15 protein-coding genes are annotated in these 15882 nt (G+C 59.0%); 3 read left to right on the top strand and 12 right to left on the bottom strand.

Annotated features, from left to right (window positions below):
- Positions 1-45: 45 nt before the first annotated feature.
- From ACSQ36_RS24300 to ACSQ36_RS24265, 8 genes are all read right to left on the bottom strand, one after another.
- The gene (locus ACSQ36_RS24300; protein ID WP_213766348.1) at positions 46-1674 is read right to left on the bottom strand and encodes an NAD-dependent malic enzyme; all 1629 of its coding nucleotides are present in this window, start codon (positions 1672-1674) and stop codon (positions 46-48) included.
- A gap of 126 nt (positions 1675-1800) precedes the next feature.
- A complete protein-coding gene (locus tag ACSQ36_RS24295; RefSeq protein ID WP_436183892.1) occupies positions 1801-2967 on the bottom strand; it encodes a mandelate racemase/muconate lactonizing enzyme family protein in 1167 nt (388 codons plus the stop codon).
- Between the two features lie 440 nt (positions 2968-3407).
- Positions 3408-3590: a hypothetical protein gene (locus ACSQ36_RS24290; protein ID WP_436183891.1), complete on the bottom strand. Its 183-nt coding sequence runs from the start codon at positions 3588-3590 to the stop codon at positions 3408-3410.
- Between the two features lie 8 nt (positions 3591-3598).
- Entirely contained in the window at positions 3599-4339 is a 741-nt protein-coding gene (locus ACSQ36_RS24285; protein WP_436183890.1) for a DUF4410 domain-containing protein, read from the bottom strand.
- A gap of 429 nt (positions 4340-4768) precedes the next feature.
- Positions 4769-5494, bottom strand: coding sequence for an alpha/beta hydrolase (locus ACSQ36_RS24280; RefSeq protein WP_436184934.1), 726 nt, complete (start codon positions 5492-5494; stop codon positions 4769-4771).
- Between the two features lie 264 nt (positions 5495-5758).
- A complete protein-coding gene (locus ACSQ36_RS24275; RefSeq protein WP_436183889.1) occupies positions 5759-6106 on the bottom strand; it encodes a DUF4148 domain-containing protein in 348 nt (115 codons plus the stop codon).
- A gap of 647 nt (positions 6107-6753) precedes the next feature.
- The gene (locus ACSQ36_RS24270; RefSeq protein WP_436183888.1) at positions 6754-7551 is read right to left on the bottom strand and encodes a sulfotransferase family protein; all 798 of its coding nucleotides are present in this window, start codon (positions 7549-7551) and stop codon (positions 6754-6756) included.
- 271 nt (positions 7552-7822) lie between these two features.
- Positions 7823-8077 (bottom strand): hypothetical protein, encoded by a 255-nt coding sequence (locus ACSQ36_RS24265; RefSeq protein ID WP_436183887.1) that lies wholly within the window; start codon positions 8075-8077, stop codon positions 7823-7825.
- A 125-nt stretch (positions 8078-8202) separates the two neighbouring features.
- Here ACSQ36_RS24265 and ACSQ36_RS24260 point away from each other — a divergent pair, with 125 nt between their 5' ends.
- The 3 genes from ACSQ36_RS24260 to ACSQ36_RS24250 all read left to right on the top strand — a co-directional run bounded on the left by ACSQ36_RS24260 (position 8203) and on the right by ACSQ36_RS24250 (position 10535).
- The gene (locus ACSQ36_RS24260) at positions 8203-9102 is read left to right on the top strand and encodes a LysR substrate-binding domain-containing protein (RefSeq protein WP_213766339.1); all 900 of its coding nucleotides are present in this window, start codon (positions 8203-8205) and stop codon (positions 9100-9102) included.
- Positions 9103-9131: 29 nt separating this feature from the next.
- Positions 9132-9911: a carbon-nitrogen hydrolase family protein gene (locus ACSQ36_RS24255; RefSeq protein WP_436183886.1), complete on the top strand. Its 780-nt coding sequence runs from the start codon at positions 9132-9134 to the stop codon at positions 9909-9911.
- A 285-nt stretch (positions 9912-10196) separates the two neighbouring features.
- Positions 10197-10535, top strand: a complete 339-nt coding sequence (locus ACSQ36_RS24250) for a DUF4148 domain-containing protein (protein ID WP_436183885.1) — start codon at positions 10197-10199, stop codon at positions 10533-10535.
- Between the two features lie 209 nt (positions 10536-10744).
- On the opposite strand, the gene ACSQ36_RS24245 is transcribed toward ACSQ36_RS24250, so the two are convergent.
- From ACSQ36_RS24245 to frc, 4 genes are all read right to left on the bottom strand, one after another.
- Positions 10745-11992 carry a YbfB/YjiJ family MFS transporter gene (locus ACSQ36_RS24245; RefSeq protein ID WP_436183884.1) on the bottom strand — a complete coding sequence of 416 codons (1248 nt, stop codon included), beginning with the start codon at positions 11990-11992 and terminating at the stop codon, positions 10745-10747.
- 251 nt (positions 11993-12243) lie between these two features.
- Entirely contained in the window at positions 12244-12963 is a 720-nt protein-coding gene (locus ACSQ36_RS24240; protein ID WP_436183883.1) for a hypothetical protein, read from the bottom strand.
- A 13-nt stretch (positions 12964-12976) separates the two neighbouring features.
- Positions 12977-13759 (bottom strand): fumarylacetoacetate hydrolase family protein, encoded by a 783-nt coding sequence (locus tag ACSQ36_RS24235; RefSeq protein WP_436183882.1) that lies wholly within the window; start codon positions 13757-13759, stop codon positions 12977-12979.
- Positions 13760-13835: 76 nt separating this feature from the next.
- Positions 13836-15083, bottom strand: a complete 1248-nt coding sequence (gene frc, locus ACSQ36_RS24230; RefSeq protein ID WP_213766332.1) for a formyl-CoA transferase — start codon at positions 15081-15083, stop codon at positions 13836-13838.
- Positions 15084-15882 lie beyond the last annotated feature (799 nt).

The following is a 15882-nucleotide window of genomic DNA, read 5'->3' as shown; positions in this document are numbered from 1 at the left end:
TTCCAGCCCTGATCGGGCATGGGCCAAATCGAACGCCCGCCCGACTCAGAGCGCGTATGCCGGCTTATAGGCGCAGTCGCGGATCAGTGCAGTGATGTCGTCCGGTCTTGGCACGCGCGCCAGTTGATTATCGAAAATACACTCGGCCACGCGCACGGCCACATGAAGCGAGGCCTCGAAAATCTTGCTCTGCGGCGGATAGATCAGGCCGGTTGCAAGACTCGCTTCGGAAACCTGCTCGGCCACTGCTTTCGCCGCGATAATGAACATTTCGTCCGTGACCCGAGTTGCCTGGGTGGCGAACACGGCCATGCCCAGCGCGGGAAAAATATAGACGTTGTTGCCTTGTCCGGGCACAAACGTGCGCCCTTCTATTTCCACCGGCGGGAACGGACTGCCGCTCGCGAAAATAGCGCGGCCGGAGGACCACCGGTACGCTTCCTCGGCCGTGCACTCGGAGCGTGAGGTCGGGTTGGAATACGGGAAGATGATTGGACGCTCGTTGATCTGCGCCATGGCCTCGATCACCTGCTGGTTGAAGAGCTTCGGTACGGTACTGACACCAATGATGCCCGTCGGTTTCAGCGCCTTCACGGCGTTGGCAAACGTATCCACGGGCGCATGATCCACAGCGAAAGGCTTCTGGAAATCGGCCAGGTCCTGGCGCGATTTCACCATCAGCCCATTCACGTCGAACAGCGCGTTGCGTGCCCTTGCTTCGTCGATACTCAAGCCTTCCAGCACCATCGCCTGGCTGATCAATTCGGCAATGCCGGTCCCCGCCGAGCCGCCGCCCAGGAACAGGAACCGCTGGTCGACGAGCTTTTGCTTCGAGATGTGAAGCGCGGCGAAGATCCCCGCCAGCGCGACGGCGGCGGTGCCCTGGATATCGTCGTTATAGGTGCAGATTTTGTCTTTGTATCGCGCGAGCAGCGGCACGGCATTGAAGTTGGCGAAGTCTTCCCACTGGATGCAGCATTTCGGATGCAACTCCAGCGCAGCTTCGACAAACTCGTTCACGAATGCATGGTAGTCGTCGCCTCGTACGCGTTCCTGACGCAGGCCCAGATACAGGGGATCGTCGAGCAGGTCGCGGTTATTGGTGCCCACATCCAGCGTCACCGGCAGGCAATATTGAGGCGGCACGCCTGCGCAGGCCGTATAAAGCGAGAGCTTGCCGATAGGAATGCCCATCCCGCCGACGCCCAGGTCGCCAAGTCCGAGAATGCGTTCGCCATCCGTCACCACAATGAAGCGAACATCCTTTTCAGGCCAGTTTTGCAGCAACTCTTTCACCCTTCCGCGCGCCGAGATGGGCACATACATGCCCCGCGTCGCACGGAATATATGGTTGAATTTCTGGCACGCCTCGCCGACTGTCGGCGTGTACACGAGCGGCATGAACGTCGCCGGATCGGACATGATCGTGGCGTAGAACAAGGTCTCGTTGCGGGCCTGGAGATCGGACAACAGAAGATATTTTTGCAGATCGTTGTCGAGGGCGGCCAGTTCCGTATGTGTACGCGCGACCTGCAATTCCAGCGAACTGCTGCCCGGCGGAAGCAGTCCTTCGAGATGGTATTGGCGGCGTTCTGCTTCGGTAAAAGCGGAGCCTTTGTTAAGACGGGGATCGCGAAGGAGATCGCGGCCGGTGAGCTCGCTAGGTTTTTGCATTGCAATATTCCTGTCAGCCGGCGCTTCGGGACGGCGCCGAATAGCGTATGGATAAATCGCGTCGGGCGCCGCCACACCAACCGCTAGAAAATAGCCAAGCCACGCGACGACGAAGAGAAGAAAGCCTTACGACGACAAAGCCTGCATATGGACATACAAATCGCTCTTGCCTTCAAAGCCGATGCCGGGAAGTTCCGGCAAGGTCACATAGCCGTTGTGCACTTTTACGCCGTCCGGAAAGCCGCCGAATGGCTGGAACAGATCCGGATACGATTCGTTGCCGCCCAGACCGAGACCCGCTGCAATGTTCAATGACATCTGGTGGCCGCCGTGCGGGATACAGCGCGAACGCGACCAGCCGTGCTGGTGCAGCATGTCAAGCGTACGCAAATATTCGACCAGCCCATAGCTCAGCGCGCAGTCGAATTGCAGGTAATCGCGGTCGGCCCGCATGCCGCCATAGCGGATCAGGTTACGCGCATCCTGCATCGAGAACAAATTCTCGCCAGTTGCCATTGGCTTGTCGTAGTAATTTCTCAGCGTGGCCTGCAGTTCGAAATCGAGCGGATCGCCCGCCTCTTCGTACCAGAACAGGTCGTATTGCGAGAGGGCCTTTGCATACTGAATGGCCGTGTCCAGGTCGAAGCGGCCATTCGCATCCACAGCGAGCTTTTGACCGTCCTGCAGCACGGACAGCACCGCGTCGATGCGGCGCAGGTCGTCGTCGAGCGAACCGCCGCCTATCTTCTTCTTGACCACCGTATAACCGCGATCAATATAGCTGCGCATCTCGTCCTTGAGCTTGCCGAAATCTTGGCCCGGATAGTAGTAACCGCCCGCCGCATAGACGAATATCTCACGGTCCGGCGTGCCGTTGCCGTAGCGGTCTGCCAGCAACTGGAACAGCGGCTTGCCTTCGATCTTCGCGACCGCGTCCCATACCGCCATGTCGATAGTGCCGATAGCCACCGAGCGCTCGCCATGACCGCCGGGCTTTTCGTTCGTGAACATCGCGGCCCAGATCTTGTGTGGATCGAGGTTATTACCCGAGATGTCGAGCAACGAATCCGGCTCGGCTTCCAGCACACGGGGAATAAAACGTTCGCGCATCAGCTTGCCTTGGCCGTACCGTCCGTTCGAATTGAAGCCGTAGCCTACGACGGGTTTGCCGTCACGGATGACGTCGGTGATAACGGCAACGAGACTGAGCGTCATCTTGCTGAAATCGATATATGCATTCCGAATGGACGAGCTGATCGGAATGGTTTGCTCGCGGATTTCCACGATTTTCATGTGACTGTCTCCTGAGTGCCAAGGAATACGCGAATGAATGCTTAAGCGGATAACGAAGCTTACGCTCGTGCACCGCCATTGCACTTCACCGCTACACATATGATTATTCAGTTTAAGTGAAGAATGACTAGTCAAAAAACGCCGGGGCTTTTATTGGGAAAGGCTTTTGTTGCATTGCAGGATTTTGTTGATTTTGCCCACATCTTGCCTGCAATCAACGGTCTTCTCTGCAAGATCCTGGCGAAGCGCCATGCGCGTCGCACCGTTGTGCCGGCGTTCCGCGCCTGCAAACGGCCGTTTGTCGCTGTCCGGTTGAGATATCCGCGCGCAAGCATCACGATTAGCGCCTCAACGTACGATCGTCTCGATCTGCCCAGGAAACACGCCATGCCCCCTTTCACACTGGCCCTGCTTCAGCCATTCTGGCGAAGGCTGCGGATCTATGCCGTGACCGCGGTCGGCTGCCCGTGGCTGTACTGCGCGAGTTGACTGTCCGTGACACGGGCATCGGCCTTGACGCGCAAGCACACCATGGCGCCCGCTTCGGACTGCAACAGGTGCGCGAGCGGCTGTTCACGCTGTATGGCGAGGCCGGCTCGCTGGCGCCGCATATGGGCCAGCACGGTCCATACTACTGGCTTGCAACCCGCTGCTGGTTGTCCAGCGACGCTTCGATCTGAAGCGCCACCAGTTTTCCCATGGCGGATGCGTCGTGCTCTGTAGTCGATCGTGTGTTTCCGGCCGCTTTCTTGGCCGTACCGACAGCAAGCGACCCGCCGCCCATGGTTAGAAGCGCACCGGGCGACTTACCGCTAGCGGAACTTACTTCGAAAGCCAACACAACCGTCGAGCGACCGGATCTGACGGAAGACACGGTGACGTGCATCCTGACCGTGCTTGCGCCCCGTCCAAGCCCGACCATGATCCGCTTGCTTTCGTTGCCTTCGCTGATAGCAAGGAATTCACCGTCAACCACAAGAGTGGAACGGGCGCTGGCCCCCTCAGGCTCCCCCACTTTCCCGGTCGGAATCTGGACCTTCTTCAGCTCGTCGGACAGCCCCTTCGTGAAGGCCGTCTGAACGTTCTGAACCAGCATATCCGGCGTCAGGTCGTCAGGGGTACCGAACAAGTTCATTCTGTGCCTGCGCAACCTCGCCGCAAGAGACGTGTCCAGCGCTGCTCCGCTGATGGGAGGCGCCAAGTCGTGTACCAGCACGATCTCCGGTTTAGGAAGATCGTGAACCTCCTCTCCAATCTCGACTTTATCGACCCTGGCCCCACCCGTTAGAACATTGCCGACGCTGTCTTGCGCCTGCGCGGCCTGAAGTGCTCCAAAAGTCAGCAAGACAGCTGCAATCGCGGTACGTTTCATGTAGATCCCTTCAATTTGGTAGCAATCGCCGTCCCGCTTTCACTCGGCTTACTGCACCGATAGGGCCGCGTCCCGGAGACAGCGGGTTCGCTTTCTCCGGTGCGTATAGTGGACATCCTGCGCACGACTCACCAGCGCATTGCGACGAAGCGGCGTGACAGGTCGCGAAAGGTCTCCTCACCATCGCGGAACGCAAGTCAGTTGCCGGTTAGGCCGGGATACGCCTGGATACGAAAGATCATGAAATCATCAAATCGATGAAGAGGTCCCGTGGCAGCGGCCACGAAACGTCAACCCAGGCGGCGCTGGGCAATTCCAGGCGTTCTGTCGCTTGATTGTGGCTGCCCTCGTTGGTCTGCCGAAAACGGACAGTCAGATGCGCGGACGCGCCTTCCGACGCGACCGCGCATCTGACTGCCCTTGGGCGCGTTATTGCTGGGCGTGCTTCGCTGCGTCTTCGATCACCGCGGCCACTTCCTTCGGACGCGATTCGTAGACCGAGTGGCTTGCACCCGCCAGCACCGTGGTGTGGCTATGGGCGCGCTGGTAATAGAAGCGCTCCAGATCCGGATTGATGATCTTGTCGGCGCCGGCCACGATGCCCCAGCTCGGCTTGGTGGTCCAGGCGGCGACTGTCATCGGTGCGGAGAAGACTTTCGCCGCCGTCAGGATCTGCGATTGCGCTTCGAACTGCGCTTGCTTGAGCGGCAGGTCAGCAGCGAAGTCCTTCGGAAAATCAGCCGGATTCAGGTACGTATAACCGTCGTCGGTCTTCTTGATCGCGCCCGGCTGCTTCGACGTATAGCTGGGCATCTTCTTGCCCAGATCGGACTCGTCCTCGCCGACGGCCGGCGCATGCGCGGCCACATACACCAGGCCTGCCACCTTCGGATCGACACCGGCTTCAGTGATGATCGAGCCGCCATAGCTGTGCGCCACGAGAATGGTCGGGCCGTCCTGCAGGTCGATCACGCGTTTGGCGGCGGCGACATCGTCGTCGAGCGAGGTCAGCGGCTCCTGCACCATGGTGACGTAGTAGCCATCCTTGGTCAGGATGTCATAGACCGGCTTCCAGCCCGAGCCGTCCACCCACGCGCCGTGTACCAGGACAATATTCTTGATCGGGGTGGTGGCGGGTTGTGCGTCTTGCGCCATTGCGGCGGAAGAGGCGAACACGCAAGCGGACAGGGACAAAACAGATGCAGCGAAAGGCAAGATCTTCACGACGAAACTCCATTAATAGGGGGTGAAATTAAGGGGTTGAAATAAGGGGGATGCAATTTAAAAAATAGCTGGCTTGATCCGTCATCGCGCAGGGCTGCGCGATGCACTCGTCTATCAAGCCGTCTCTTTCTACAAGTAGAACAAGCGGGGATCCTGCTTACGCCGGCACATGGCACAGGATCCGTACCGCCGCACTTAGCTGCCGAAGAACACATTGCAGAAGCTGACCGGACCGACGCAGTCGGACTGCATCCCCGTATGGGTTGCCGAACCCGACGCTGAGCTGCCATTTTCCGCGACACCGCCAACGGCCTGGTTTGCCAGTTGCTGATCGTTTTGCGCAGCGATCTTGGCTTCAGCCGCCTGTACGTCCGACGGGTAGTTAATGTCGTTAGCGCCCGGCGTGTAACCGGCCTTCTCGACACGAACGAGGTCAGCGCGAACTTCTGCACGCGTGAGCGGTGCATTCGACTGGGCGAAGCTGAGAACCGGAGCACCAAGGGTGGCGACGGCGAGAGCGATACCAACAAAAATCTTCGACATGATTAAGACTCCTCTATTAAGTTAAATTAACTGAGCGGCACGAACGCCTGTCAGCGGGTGATACATAATCCGGTTGAAACTACTTTCGGGTGACTCAGAAGCAGTCTGATCCTCCCGTGACTTCAAAACAGCGACGCGATCATTACCAATCTCTTATGTTCGGGTTCAGACGTTACTTAACACATCGCATTCCTAACCGAATGGCAATTTATCCTTGGTACGGAACGTGATAGCTAACCGCAACTCTTCTCGTCCGGTCCCGTCTGATTGCCTCACGCCTGTCTATATGAGGGCAAACACAGGGACCCAGGATTTATTCCGCACTCTTCTTGAAACGGATCAAAGTACGGGGTTGGTATCTCGGCGTCGCCTTATCGGCCGGCGCCGGACATCAATTCCTTGCGACAGGCAAATATTCGCTCCAACGCGTGCTCGTCTCCAGCGATTTGCGACGGATCGGCCATATGCGTCGCGAAACGCACTGGAGAAGTCGCGAAACGCGTGGGCTTTATGAATCAGGGGTATGGAGGGCTGGGGGCTTACGCAGCCGGGTCCGGCTACATTACCTTACTGTTATTTCTTTTGGATCTTCGGTACGGCGGTGCGTCGCGACGCGGCTGCCGCATGGGCAAGCCGCGGGCATCCCGTTACGCAGTCGCATATCCCAGATGTGTCGCCGTCGTTCCCGCAAGGGCGAGGAGTTTGTCGCCACCCGTCGACGCACGAGATATGACATAGAGATCGGCAATATCGGTTACAGGATCACTGAACGGCGTCGGGGCATGACGTTGCGACATAAGAAAGTCGCTGATCGGTGACGCATCCGCCAGGCCGAGGAACTGCCCCATACTCGCCGCCGTCGCGCCCGGGTCCTCGATCACCGTGCGATACGAAACCGTCAGGGCCAGGTCCGCCGGGATCTCTTCGAAAAATTCGATGATCTCGCCCACATATTGTTCCCAGACACGTATCCCATCTTCGATAGATCCAATCCAGTGCTTGTGCAGCAGTGAATTGGCAACGTGGCGAGGATCGCGATGGATATGAATGAAGCGCGCTTGCGGCAGCAATTCACGTATCAAGCCCAGACACGATCCTGAACATGGCAAGCGTTCGATCGAGCCTGTCCGGCCGGAGAGCACCGTAGGGTCGGCGTAGGACGGATGCTTATCTCCCCAGATGGGCGCCGTTATCTCGAGCTCTTCGCGATAAAAGCGTTCGACCCACGCGCCAAGCGTGCGATGGCTGAAAGTGGAAAAGCGGTCACGGCAGGCCGGACTCAACAAGTCGGGACGATTGCTGCCGACGTCCAGCATGTCCTTGAGTAACGCGAAGACCCGGCACTCATTGGTCAGTTGAATGAGCGGATGCGCGTTCAGGACGGAACAAAGAAAGGTCGTTCCAGACCGGGGCGAACCAACAATGAAAAGCGGGAATGATTCCATTTGCCCTCCTTACGATTGCTCCGGTTCCAAGCATACGCAACGCAGATGGCACAAACCTGACGCAGCCATGACCTTTCTGACCAGGCGTGGTTTTTTTAGACGTTTCTATGGGCGTTGCTTATTGCTTGCAAGCTTGACATGGACGGGCTCCGCTATGTTTGGACGAAATGTCCTAACCTAAGGGCGAGTTTTTGTTTTCATTTCGACCTGCAAGGGATGTTCCCGCGCTCAGCCACGCCGTCTTAAATATTGGATGCGGTTCAATCAAGGCTTATTTTGTTTTCTCCGGACTCGAATGCGCCGATCTCGGCTTATTCATTTCCCCTGCAACGAGCAGGCGCAAACCCGGCGCGACGTTCAAGCGCTCCGGTTCGGTCCAGAGGTTCTTGTACACTTCGAGTCGGCGATGAGTGAGCACTGTTTCATCGCGAAGCCATTTGTCGGCGACGGAAAATTTCAGGAGTTGACCAGCGCCACTACTTGCTAGAAGCTTGCCCACATTTCGCTTGAAATCGATGGATTCCACTCGAAATTAAAATGCGGGTTTTGAAATTGATATTGGGCTAAAACCCTTGTCAGGTAAGACGCCTGGCCCGTTTACTGAAGTCATTGACCATCGATTTAAAACACTCAACAGCGTATTCAGTTTAAGTGAAGAACGACGTCACCTCCGATCTCGAGTTTTTTGTTCAACTGGCGCGCCTCGGCAGCTTGTCGGCTGCCGCGCGTGCGCTTGACCTGACGCCACCGGCCGCCACTCGGCGGCTCGCGCTGATGGAACAGCGGCTGGGCGTGAGGCTCGTGAACCGCACCACGCGCAGCGCGAGCCTCACTGATGAAGGCGACACGTATCTGCGGCACGCTACGCGTATTCTTGCCGCCGTGAGCGAGATGGAAGACGCCGTATCGCGTAGCCGCGAAGCGCCGCGCGGCATATTGCGGGTGAATGCCTCGCTGGGCTTCGGCCGCACGACCATCGCGCCGCTCGTCTCCGCGTTTGTGCAGCGTTATCCGCAGGTCGAGGTTCAACTGGATGTGACCGACCGGCCCGTGGATATTGTCGAGCAGGGTTTCGATCTCGCCATCCGCTTCGGCGCGTTACCCGATAAGCGGCTCAACGCGCGCCGCATCATGTCGAACCGACGCTTTCTGTGCGCGTCGCCGGCCTATCTGCAACGGCACGGCAACCCGACCGCGCTGGCGGATCTTGTGCGCCACCGGACTATCCTTCACCGGCAAAACGACGACGCCTACGGCGTCTGGCGTTTCACCCGCGACGGCGAGACGGTGTCGGTCAAGGTGCACGGCGGGCTATCGAGCAATGACGGCGACATCGTGCTCGGCTGGGCGCTCGATGGACACGGCATCTCGATCCGCTCAGAATGGGACCTCGCAAAATACCTGGAAAGCGGCCGGCTGAAAGTCGTGCTGCCGGACTTCCTGCTGCCGCCGGCGGACCTGTTTGTCTACTATCCAAGCCGCCGCAATCAACCCGCGCGTATTCGTGCGTTCATCGACTTCCTGGTCGAGCACTTCCGCGCGTCCCAGTAACCCTTCCTGGTGATATCGACTGCTCTTTCATGACAACTGCTCGCATTGCGTATGTACAGTGGCCCGAAGGATTGCAACCGGCCGGTCCGGCATGGGATGCCATTCGCCGCTCCGTTGAAGCTGCCCGCCCCGACATTTTAGTCACCAACGAAATGCCGTTCGGCCCGTGGCTTGCCGAGCATCCAAGCTTCGATGCGCAAGCCGCGCAACGTAGCATCGCGCTGCATGAGCATGCCCTCGATGCATTGAGCAGCCTTGGCGCGGCAGCGGTGATTTCATCGCGGCCGGTGGCCTTCGACGGTCGTCTTGCGAACGAAGCGTTCGTACTGGAATCGAATGCGTATCGCATGATCCATCACAAGAAATACTTCCCGCAGGAGCCCGGTTTCTTCGAGGAAGCGTGGTACGTGCGTGGCGCGGGCGGATTCGACTGCGTGCAAGTCGGACAGGTGAAGGTGGGCGTGTTGCTCTGTACCGAGTTGTTCTTCAACGACCGCGCGCGAGCGTATGGCCGCGATGGCGCCGACCTCATCGTGACGCCGCGCGCTGCCGGAACGTCCCTGTCGCGATGGAAAACGGCGGGCACGATGGCGGCCATCGTGTCGGGTGCATGGTTCGTCAGTTCGAACCGGCATGGTCCGGGCGCACTCGGCCAACAGTTTGGAGGCGCCGGATTCGTGGTGTCGCCTGAGGGCGTTCTGCTTGAGGAAACCAGCGAAGCAACGCCGCTGCGCGTGGTTACGATCGACCTTGATGCCGCTCGTGCGCAGAAAGCGCAATACCCGTGTTACGTGAAAGACATGCCCTGATTCGAACGGGTCAGAGCGCGGCGAACGCGCTGTGACGAGCATTTATTGCTGATTTGAATGGCTAACGTTTAATTCGGAGATTTATTACCGAAATAGGGCCAACAACTATGCACCACCTTAGGGAGGGCGCCCATTGTTGCGGTAACAGCAAATATATTTCGCTGAAACTATCGTGTCAAATCGTTGATAGGCGGCCTAGACTTGTTTTCATCAGAAGCGCATGCAGACAGAGGCACTCAGTCTCAACGACTTCCGAAACCGAAAACAAACTATGGAGATCTCATCATGACCAAGTCACAGAAGTCACTTATTCCCGCCCTGCTGATTGCTTCGGCTCTCGCGGCTCCGTCGTTCGCATTTGCTCAGGACAACAACGCGCCTGTGACGCGTGCGGAAGTGCGCGCCCAGTTGGTCCAGCTCGAACAAGCCGGGTATAGCCCGTCAAGCAATGACAAGTACTACCCCGCAGCGCTTCAAGCCGCGCAGCAACGTGTTGATGCATCGAACGGAGTAACAGCACAAGCGTATGGCCCGTCGACCAGCGGTACATCGGCTTCAGGTATGCGGACCACCGCCGCGCCGGCCTCCGGCAACGAGCAGCATTCGATCTACTTCGGTCACTAAGATTTGATCGAGGCTTGATCGAGGCTTGATCGAGGCTTGATCGACCGCGCTGCGGATTGATCGCTTAGCGCAGAGTCAAAAAAGTAAGGCTCTAAAAATCGCTCACCGCTTAAAGGTGCTGAGCGATTTTTTACGTGTGGCGAATAACTAAGCTATGCAAAGTATTTATTACGTCCAAAGATCGCGTCAGCGGAGTCTTTAAAGAACCCTTAAACGCGCAATGGCTTCTGCAACATCGCGAGAATAGCGCCTGCGGCAAGCAGGATGGACGAATACACGAGCCCGCGAGCGAGGCCCGCGCCATCCGAGATCCAGCCGATTACAATTGGCCCGACAATCTGTCCTACCGCGAAAACAATCGTAAACACGCCGATTCCGCGAGTCCATTGCGTGACAGGAAGATTGTGCCGGACGAATGCCGTGGTCGATGCCACGGCCGACAAAAACGTCGCGCCAAATAACGCGCCCGATACAAACGCCACCGCCGGCTGGGTGAACAGTGCGGGCATCAGGGTCGCAAACGCTAGGACCGCGTTGAAGACCGCCAACGCCTGTCCGCCGCTCATGCGATTGAGCAGCCCCGACCAGAGCCGGGCGGAAACAATCGTCGCCAGACCGAGCAGCACATAGAAGGCGGTCACTACTGCCGCGCTCATGCCGGCCGCGCGAAGCAGCGCGATAAGAAAGGTCATGTAGCCGATATAACCCACGCCAAAAAGCGCGTAACCGACCAACATGAAACCGAAACGTCGCCAGGGCAAAGTGCTCGAGCGCAGCGGCGAGGCAGCGTGTGGCGCAGCGGGAACAGGCGGGACGGGTTCGCTGTGTTCGATCCTGCGAGCGGCGGCAATTGCCGCTATGGACGCCAACGCGCAGGCCGCGGCCAACGCAAACCAGGCCCATTGCCAGCCATGCGGACCGCTGAACGTGGTCATGGGCACCAGCAGCGCCGCAACGACTATCCCGCTACCCGCACCGCCGTAATAGAGCCCGAGCACGAGACCTGCATCGCGTGGATGGGCCGTTGCGAGACGCGCGGCCAACACCCCGCCGCCGACGAAAATCAACGCACTGCTGATACCGGTGACAACCCGTTGCGCGAGCAACGCATGGGTATCGGAAACCAGGCCGCCGATGGTCATCAACGCCGCCGTCAAGACACATCCCGCGATGAAACAAAGACCCACGGACCATCGACGCGATACAAATGGAAATGCGAGTGCGCCAAGCAGGTAACCAAGCGCATTGGCGGTGTTCATCGCGCCGGCTTGCGCGAAGCTCCAGCCGAGATCGGCCTTCATTGCCGGCAACAGGAGTGCGTAGGAGAAGCGCGTGAGACCCAGCGCGATCGCGCTGCCGAATGACAAGCCCGCGGCCAGTACAAGCGTGTTCTGCCGAGAGCGTGATGCATGAACAGGTGCTGCGTGTGCCGGGGTGCTGCGTGTGTCGTCGATCATCGGCTAAGGCGGCTTATGGGCTGACGGGCTGGGGGAGACTCGGGGACATGAACCTTACCGGCCACGGCATCTGGCGACGTGTCGCTATGGTAACGCGCCTTAGCCTCGTGGCGGCACGCTCGCGCCATTCGCTCCCGGCTCAACGCCTTGACGCCAAGTCCGCCTTTCGGCTCAACAAAAACTTCGCCTCATAACGCAAATAGCGCGTCGAAACACGCTATTCCCTAACCCCACGGCGCAGACTCATTGCCCTACTTCTCGCTCGCCGCACCCGATGGCCTGACACTCGTACACGTCGCCACGCATCCCAGCACGAGCGCCACGCCGGTCACCACCAGCGCGCCATTTGCCAGCCCGACGCCGGCCGCGACTACCGAACACGCGGCATACCCATTCAATGCAGCGATAAAAACCGGATACGCGCGATCGGCCATCGCCATTGCAAGGTACGCGCCGATCAACGCGACCATTGCGCCGATGATCACCACCGCCACCGCGCCGCCCTCGAACCCTGCCGTATAGGCAATCACCGTGCACAACGCGGCGCAGGCGAAGTGCATCGTGCTCGTTAGTTTTGCATTCGATAACCCGAAGCGCACACGGCTCAGCACGAACACCGACGCAATTGCCGCGATGCCGCCGAGGGCCGTCAACTCGAGCGAAGCGCCCGGGTCGAAGCCGAGCACACGATCTGCTGATGCCGACGCCAGCGCGGCCAGCGCCAGCGCGCTTTGCATCGATACGGGCGTGGTCCGGCCTAACCGCGGCGTCAGCATCGCGAACGCCGCGATGGCCAGCGCGACGAGCGTCGAGTCGAATCCCGTCGCCATGCCGTAAGCGACGATCACCGCGGCCCCCACCCCGGTTGCATCGCGCAATGCCTGCCGCCGCGTGGGCGAGACTGCGCCCGGCGCCTTCAGGCTCTGCATCGACGCCATTACTGCAAACGCACACAACGCACCGTCGAGCATTGATGTCTCCGCATCAGAGCAAGCGATTGACCAGGGTCCCGATACCTTCGATCGAGACACATACCTCGGCGCCGTCCTTGATCGAGCCGATCCCGAGCGACGTGCCACACGCGATGACATCGCCAGGTTCGAGCGTCATGTCCTGCGAGATCAGGCTGACCTGTTCCGCGGGCGTGAAGATCATGTCGTCGAGCGGATAGTTTTGCCGCTCGACGCCGTCGAGCGTGGTGATCACGCGCGCCGCACGCCAGTCGAATCCGGTCGCGATTGAAGGTCCGACACACCCGAATGTATCGAATCCCTTCGCTCGGCACCATTGCGGAAAGTTCGGATCTTCCTGAAGGAGTTCGCCGGCCGTGACGTCGTTGACGCACGTGTAGCCGAAGATCGAAGCCTCGGCTTCCTCCACCGATATCGACGAGCAACGTCGGCCGATCACAATGCCCAGCTCGCCTTCGTAAGCGATCTTGCCGTCGTAGCTGACGGGCCGGCGGATCGGCTCATGCGTACCGATCACCGACCGTGCGGGCTTGATCAGGAACAGCGGATGTTTGGGCGGCGCTTTATCGAGCTTCTTCGATAGCGCGTAGAAGTTGTTCCAGAGCGCGACGATCTTGCCCGGCTGGCAGGGTGCCAGCAGCGTGAGCTCGTCTATGCCCAATTCCTTACCCGTCGGCTCGGGCTCCGTACTGTCAAAGGGAGAACCCTCGAATTGCATGACGCGCCTGCCATCTTCCGATAGCGTGCCGAAGCCCACCACGCCATCGGCGCGGGAAAAACGTATCCAGTTAGCCACGTTGAAAGCCCTGAAGAAGTGGTGCTGCCGTCTTGGAAGAACAACAGCTGGAACCAGCAGCGATGCGCGCCCTGACCTAGATCGCCCCGAGGCTTCGCAACGTCGCGATCTGATCGGGCGAATACCCGAGTTCCGCCATCACTTCGTCCGTATGCTCGCCCAGCAGAGGTGAGCGCACGACGTCCGTGGGGCTGTCGGAGAGCTTGATCGGATTGCCTACGGTCAGGTATTTGCCGCGCACCGGGTGGTCCACTTCAACGATCGTGCCGGTCTTGCGCAGCGACGGGTCTTCGGCAATTTCCTTCATCGAGAGAATCGGGCCGCACGGAATGTCGTGCTGGTTCAGGATCTCCATGGCCTCGAACTTGGTTTTGGTCATCGTCCACTGTTCGATCTCGGCGAAGATGCCTTTAAGGTGCGGAAGCCGTGCGGCCGGCGTGCGGAAGTCGGGATGATCGATCCATTCTTCCTTGCCGATCACCTTGCATATCTCGCCCCAGACTGGCGCTTGCGTGATGAAGTAGATGTACGCGTTCGGATCGGTTTCCCAGCCCTTGCACTTCAGGATCCAGCCCGGCTGCCCGCCGCCCGATGCATTGCCGGCGCGCGGCACGGCCTCGCCAAACGTGCCGTTCGGGTACTGCGGGTATTCCTTCATCGTGCCCGTGCGTTCAAGCCGTTGCTGATCGCGCAGCTTGACGCGACAGAGGTTGAGCACGCCGTCCTGCATGGCCGCGAGCACCTTCTGGCCGCGGCCGGTGGCGTTGCGTTGATAGAGCGCGGTGACAATGCCGAGCGCCAGATGCAGGCCCGTGCCTGAGTCGCCGATTTGCGCGCCGCTGACGACCGGCGGGCCGTCGTCGAACCCTGTCGTCGATGCTGCGCCGCCTGCGCACTGTGCGACGTTTTCGTAGACCTTGCAGTCTTCGTAGGGGCCGGGGCCGAAGCCTTTCACCGATGCCACGATCATCCTCGGGTTCAGTTCCTGGATGTGTTCCCACGTGAAGCCCATGCGGTCGAGTGCGCCTGGGGCGAAGTTTTCGACCAGCACGTCGCATTTTTTGACGAGCGACTCGAGGACCTTCTTGCCGTCCGGGTTCTTCGTATCGATGGTGATCGAACGTTTGTTGTGGTTGAGCATGGTGAAGTAGAGGCTGTCGGCGTCGGGGATATCGCGCAGTTGCTCGCGCGTGATGTCGCCTGCGCCGGCGCGCTCGACCTTGATGACATCGGCGCCGAACCATGCAAGCAATTGCGTGCAGGTCGGGCCTGATTGAACGTGCGTGAAATCGAGGATACGCACCCCGTCGAGGGCTTTACTCATGCCTGTCTCCTAACCTTTAGCAGGTTTTATATCGTGGTACTTGTGATGCCCTTTTTAGCGCCCTGCGGGCCGTGCCGGGTTTTGGTGTTTCGGATTTGTTCTGTTTCGGGTTTGTTCTGTTTCGTATTGCGCTGAACATGATGGGCTGTTTTTCTCCGCTTCTGTAGATGGAGAGGACCCTCATGGCAATGGGTTTAAGTGCTGACGCTGTGATATACAATATTCTATACACAGTATTAGTCAAGTGATTTTGCGTGGCACGCGGTGGGTTGTGCGATGCGGTAGGCCGGAGATGCTGGCGCAATAGCCGATGATGGTGTTTGATGTTGCAGTGCGGGAGATGGCGAGGCCCGGCAGTGTGGCGGGTTTGTGGGGCTTATCGCAGGTTGGGGTGTGCGGGCTATGGGGCAGCGGTTTGAGTTAATGCCGGGTTGGTGCTTTCAGTGTTAGTGGTCGGGGTCAATGCCGGGTTGGTGCTTTCCGTGTTAGTGGTCTGCGAGAGTCGGATTTTTTCTTTATCACTATTAGCCACTGTGCGTGGCGGCACGTCATTTCTTTGTCCAAAGCGACAAAGAAACGAAGCAAAGAAAGCGCTTTAACCGCGCTACCCTAAGTGTCCACAGCGTGCAGTTTCTATTCATAGGTGCCCCAAAAGCACGGTGCTCGCCAGAGCCACGGATGTGTGAAACCCTCCTTCTCGCGAACCCTGACACGAACACGCTTCGCCCCGTACGCTCTCGGGCAAGCACATTTGCCAAGGAACCTGCACGGCCTCACGCGTCTTTACTGCTTCATGTCT

This window comes from Caballeronia sp. LjRoot34 (assembly GCF_964253815.1).
GTDB lineage: Bacteria > Pseudomonadota > Gammaproteobacteria > Burkholderiales > Burkholderiaceae > Caballeronia.
Note: the sequence above shows the minus strand (reverse complement) of the source record. Positions and strands in the feature narration are given on the sequence as shown.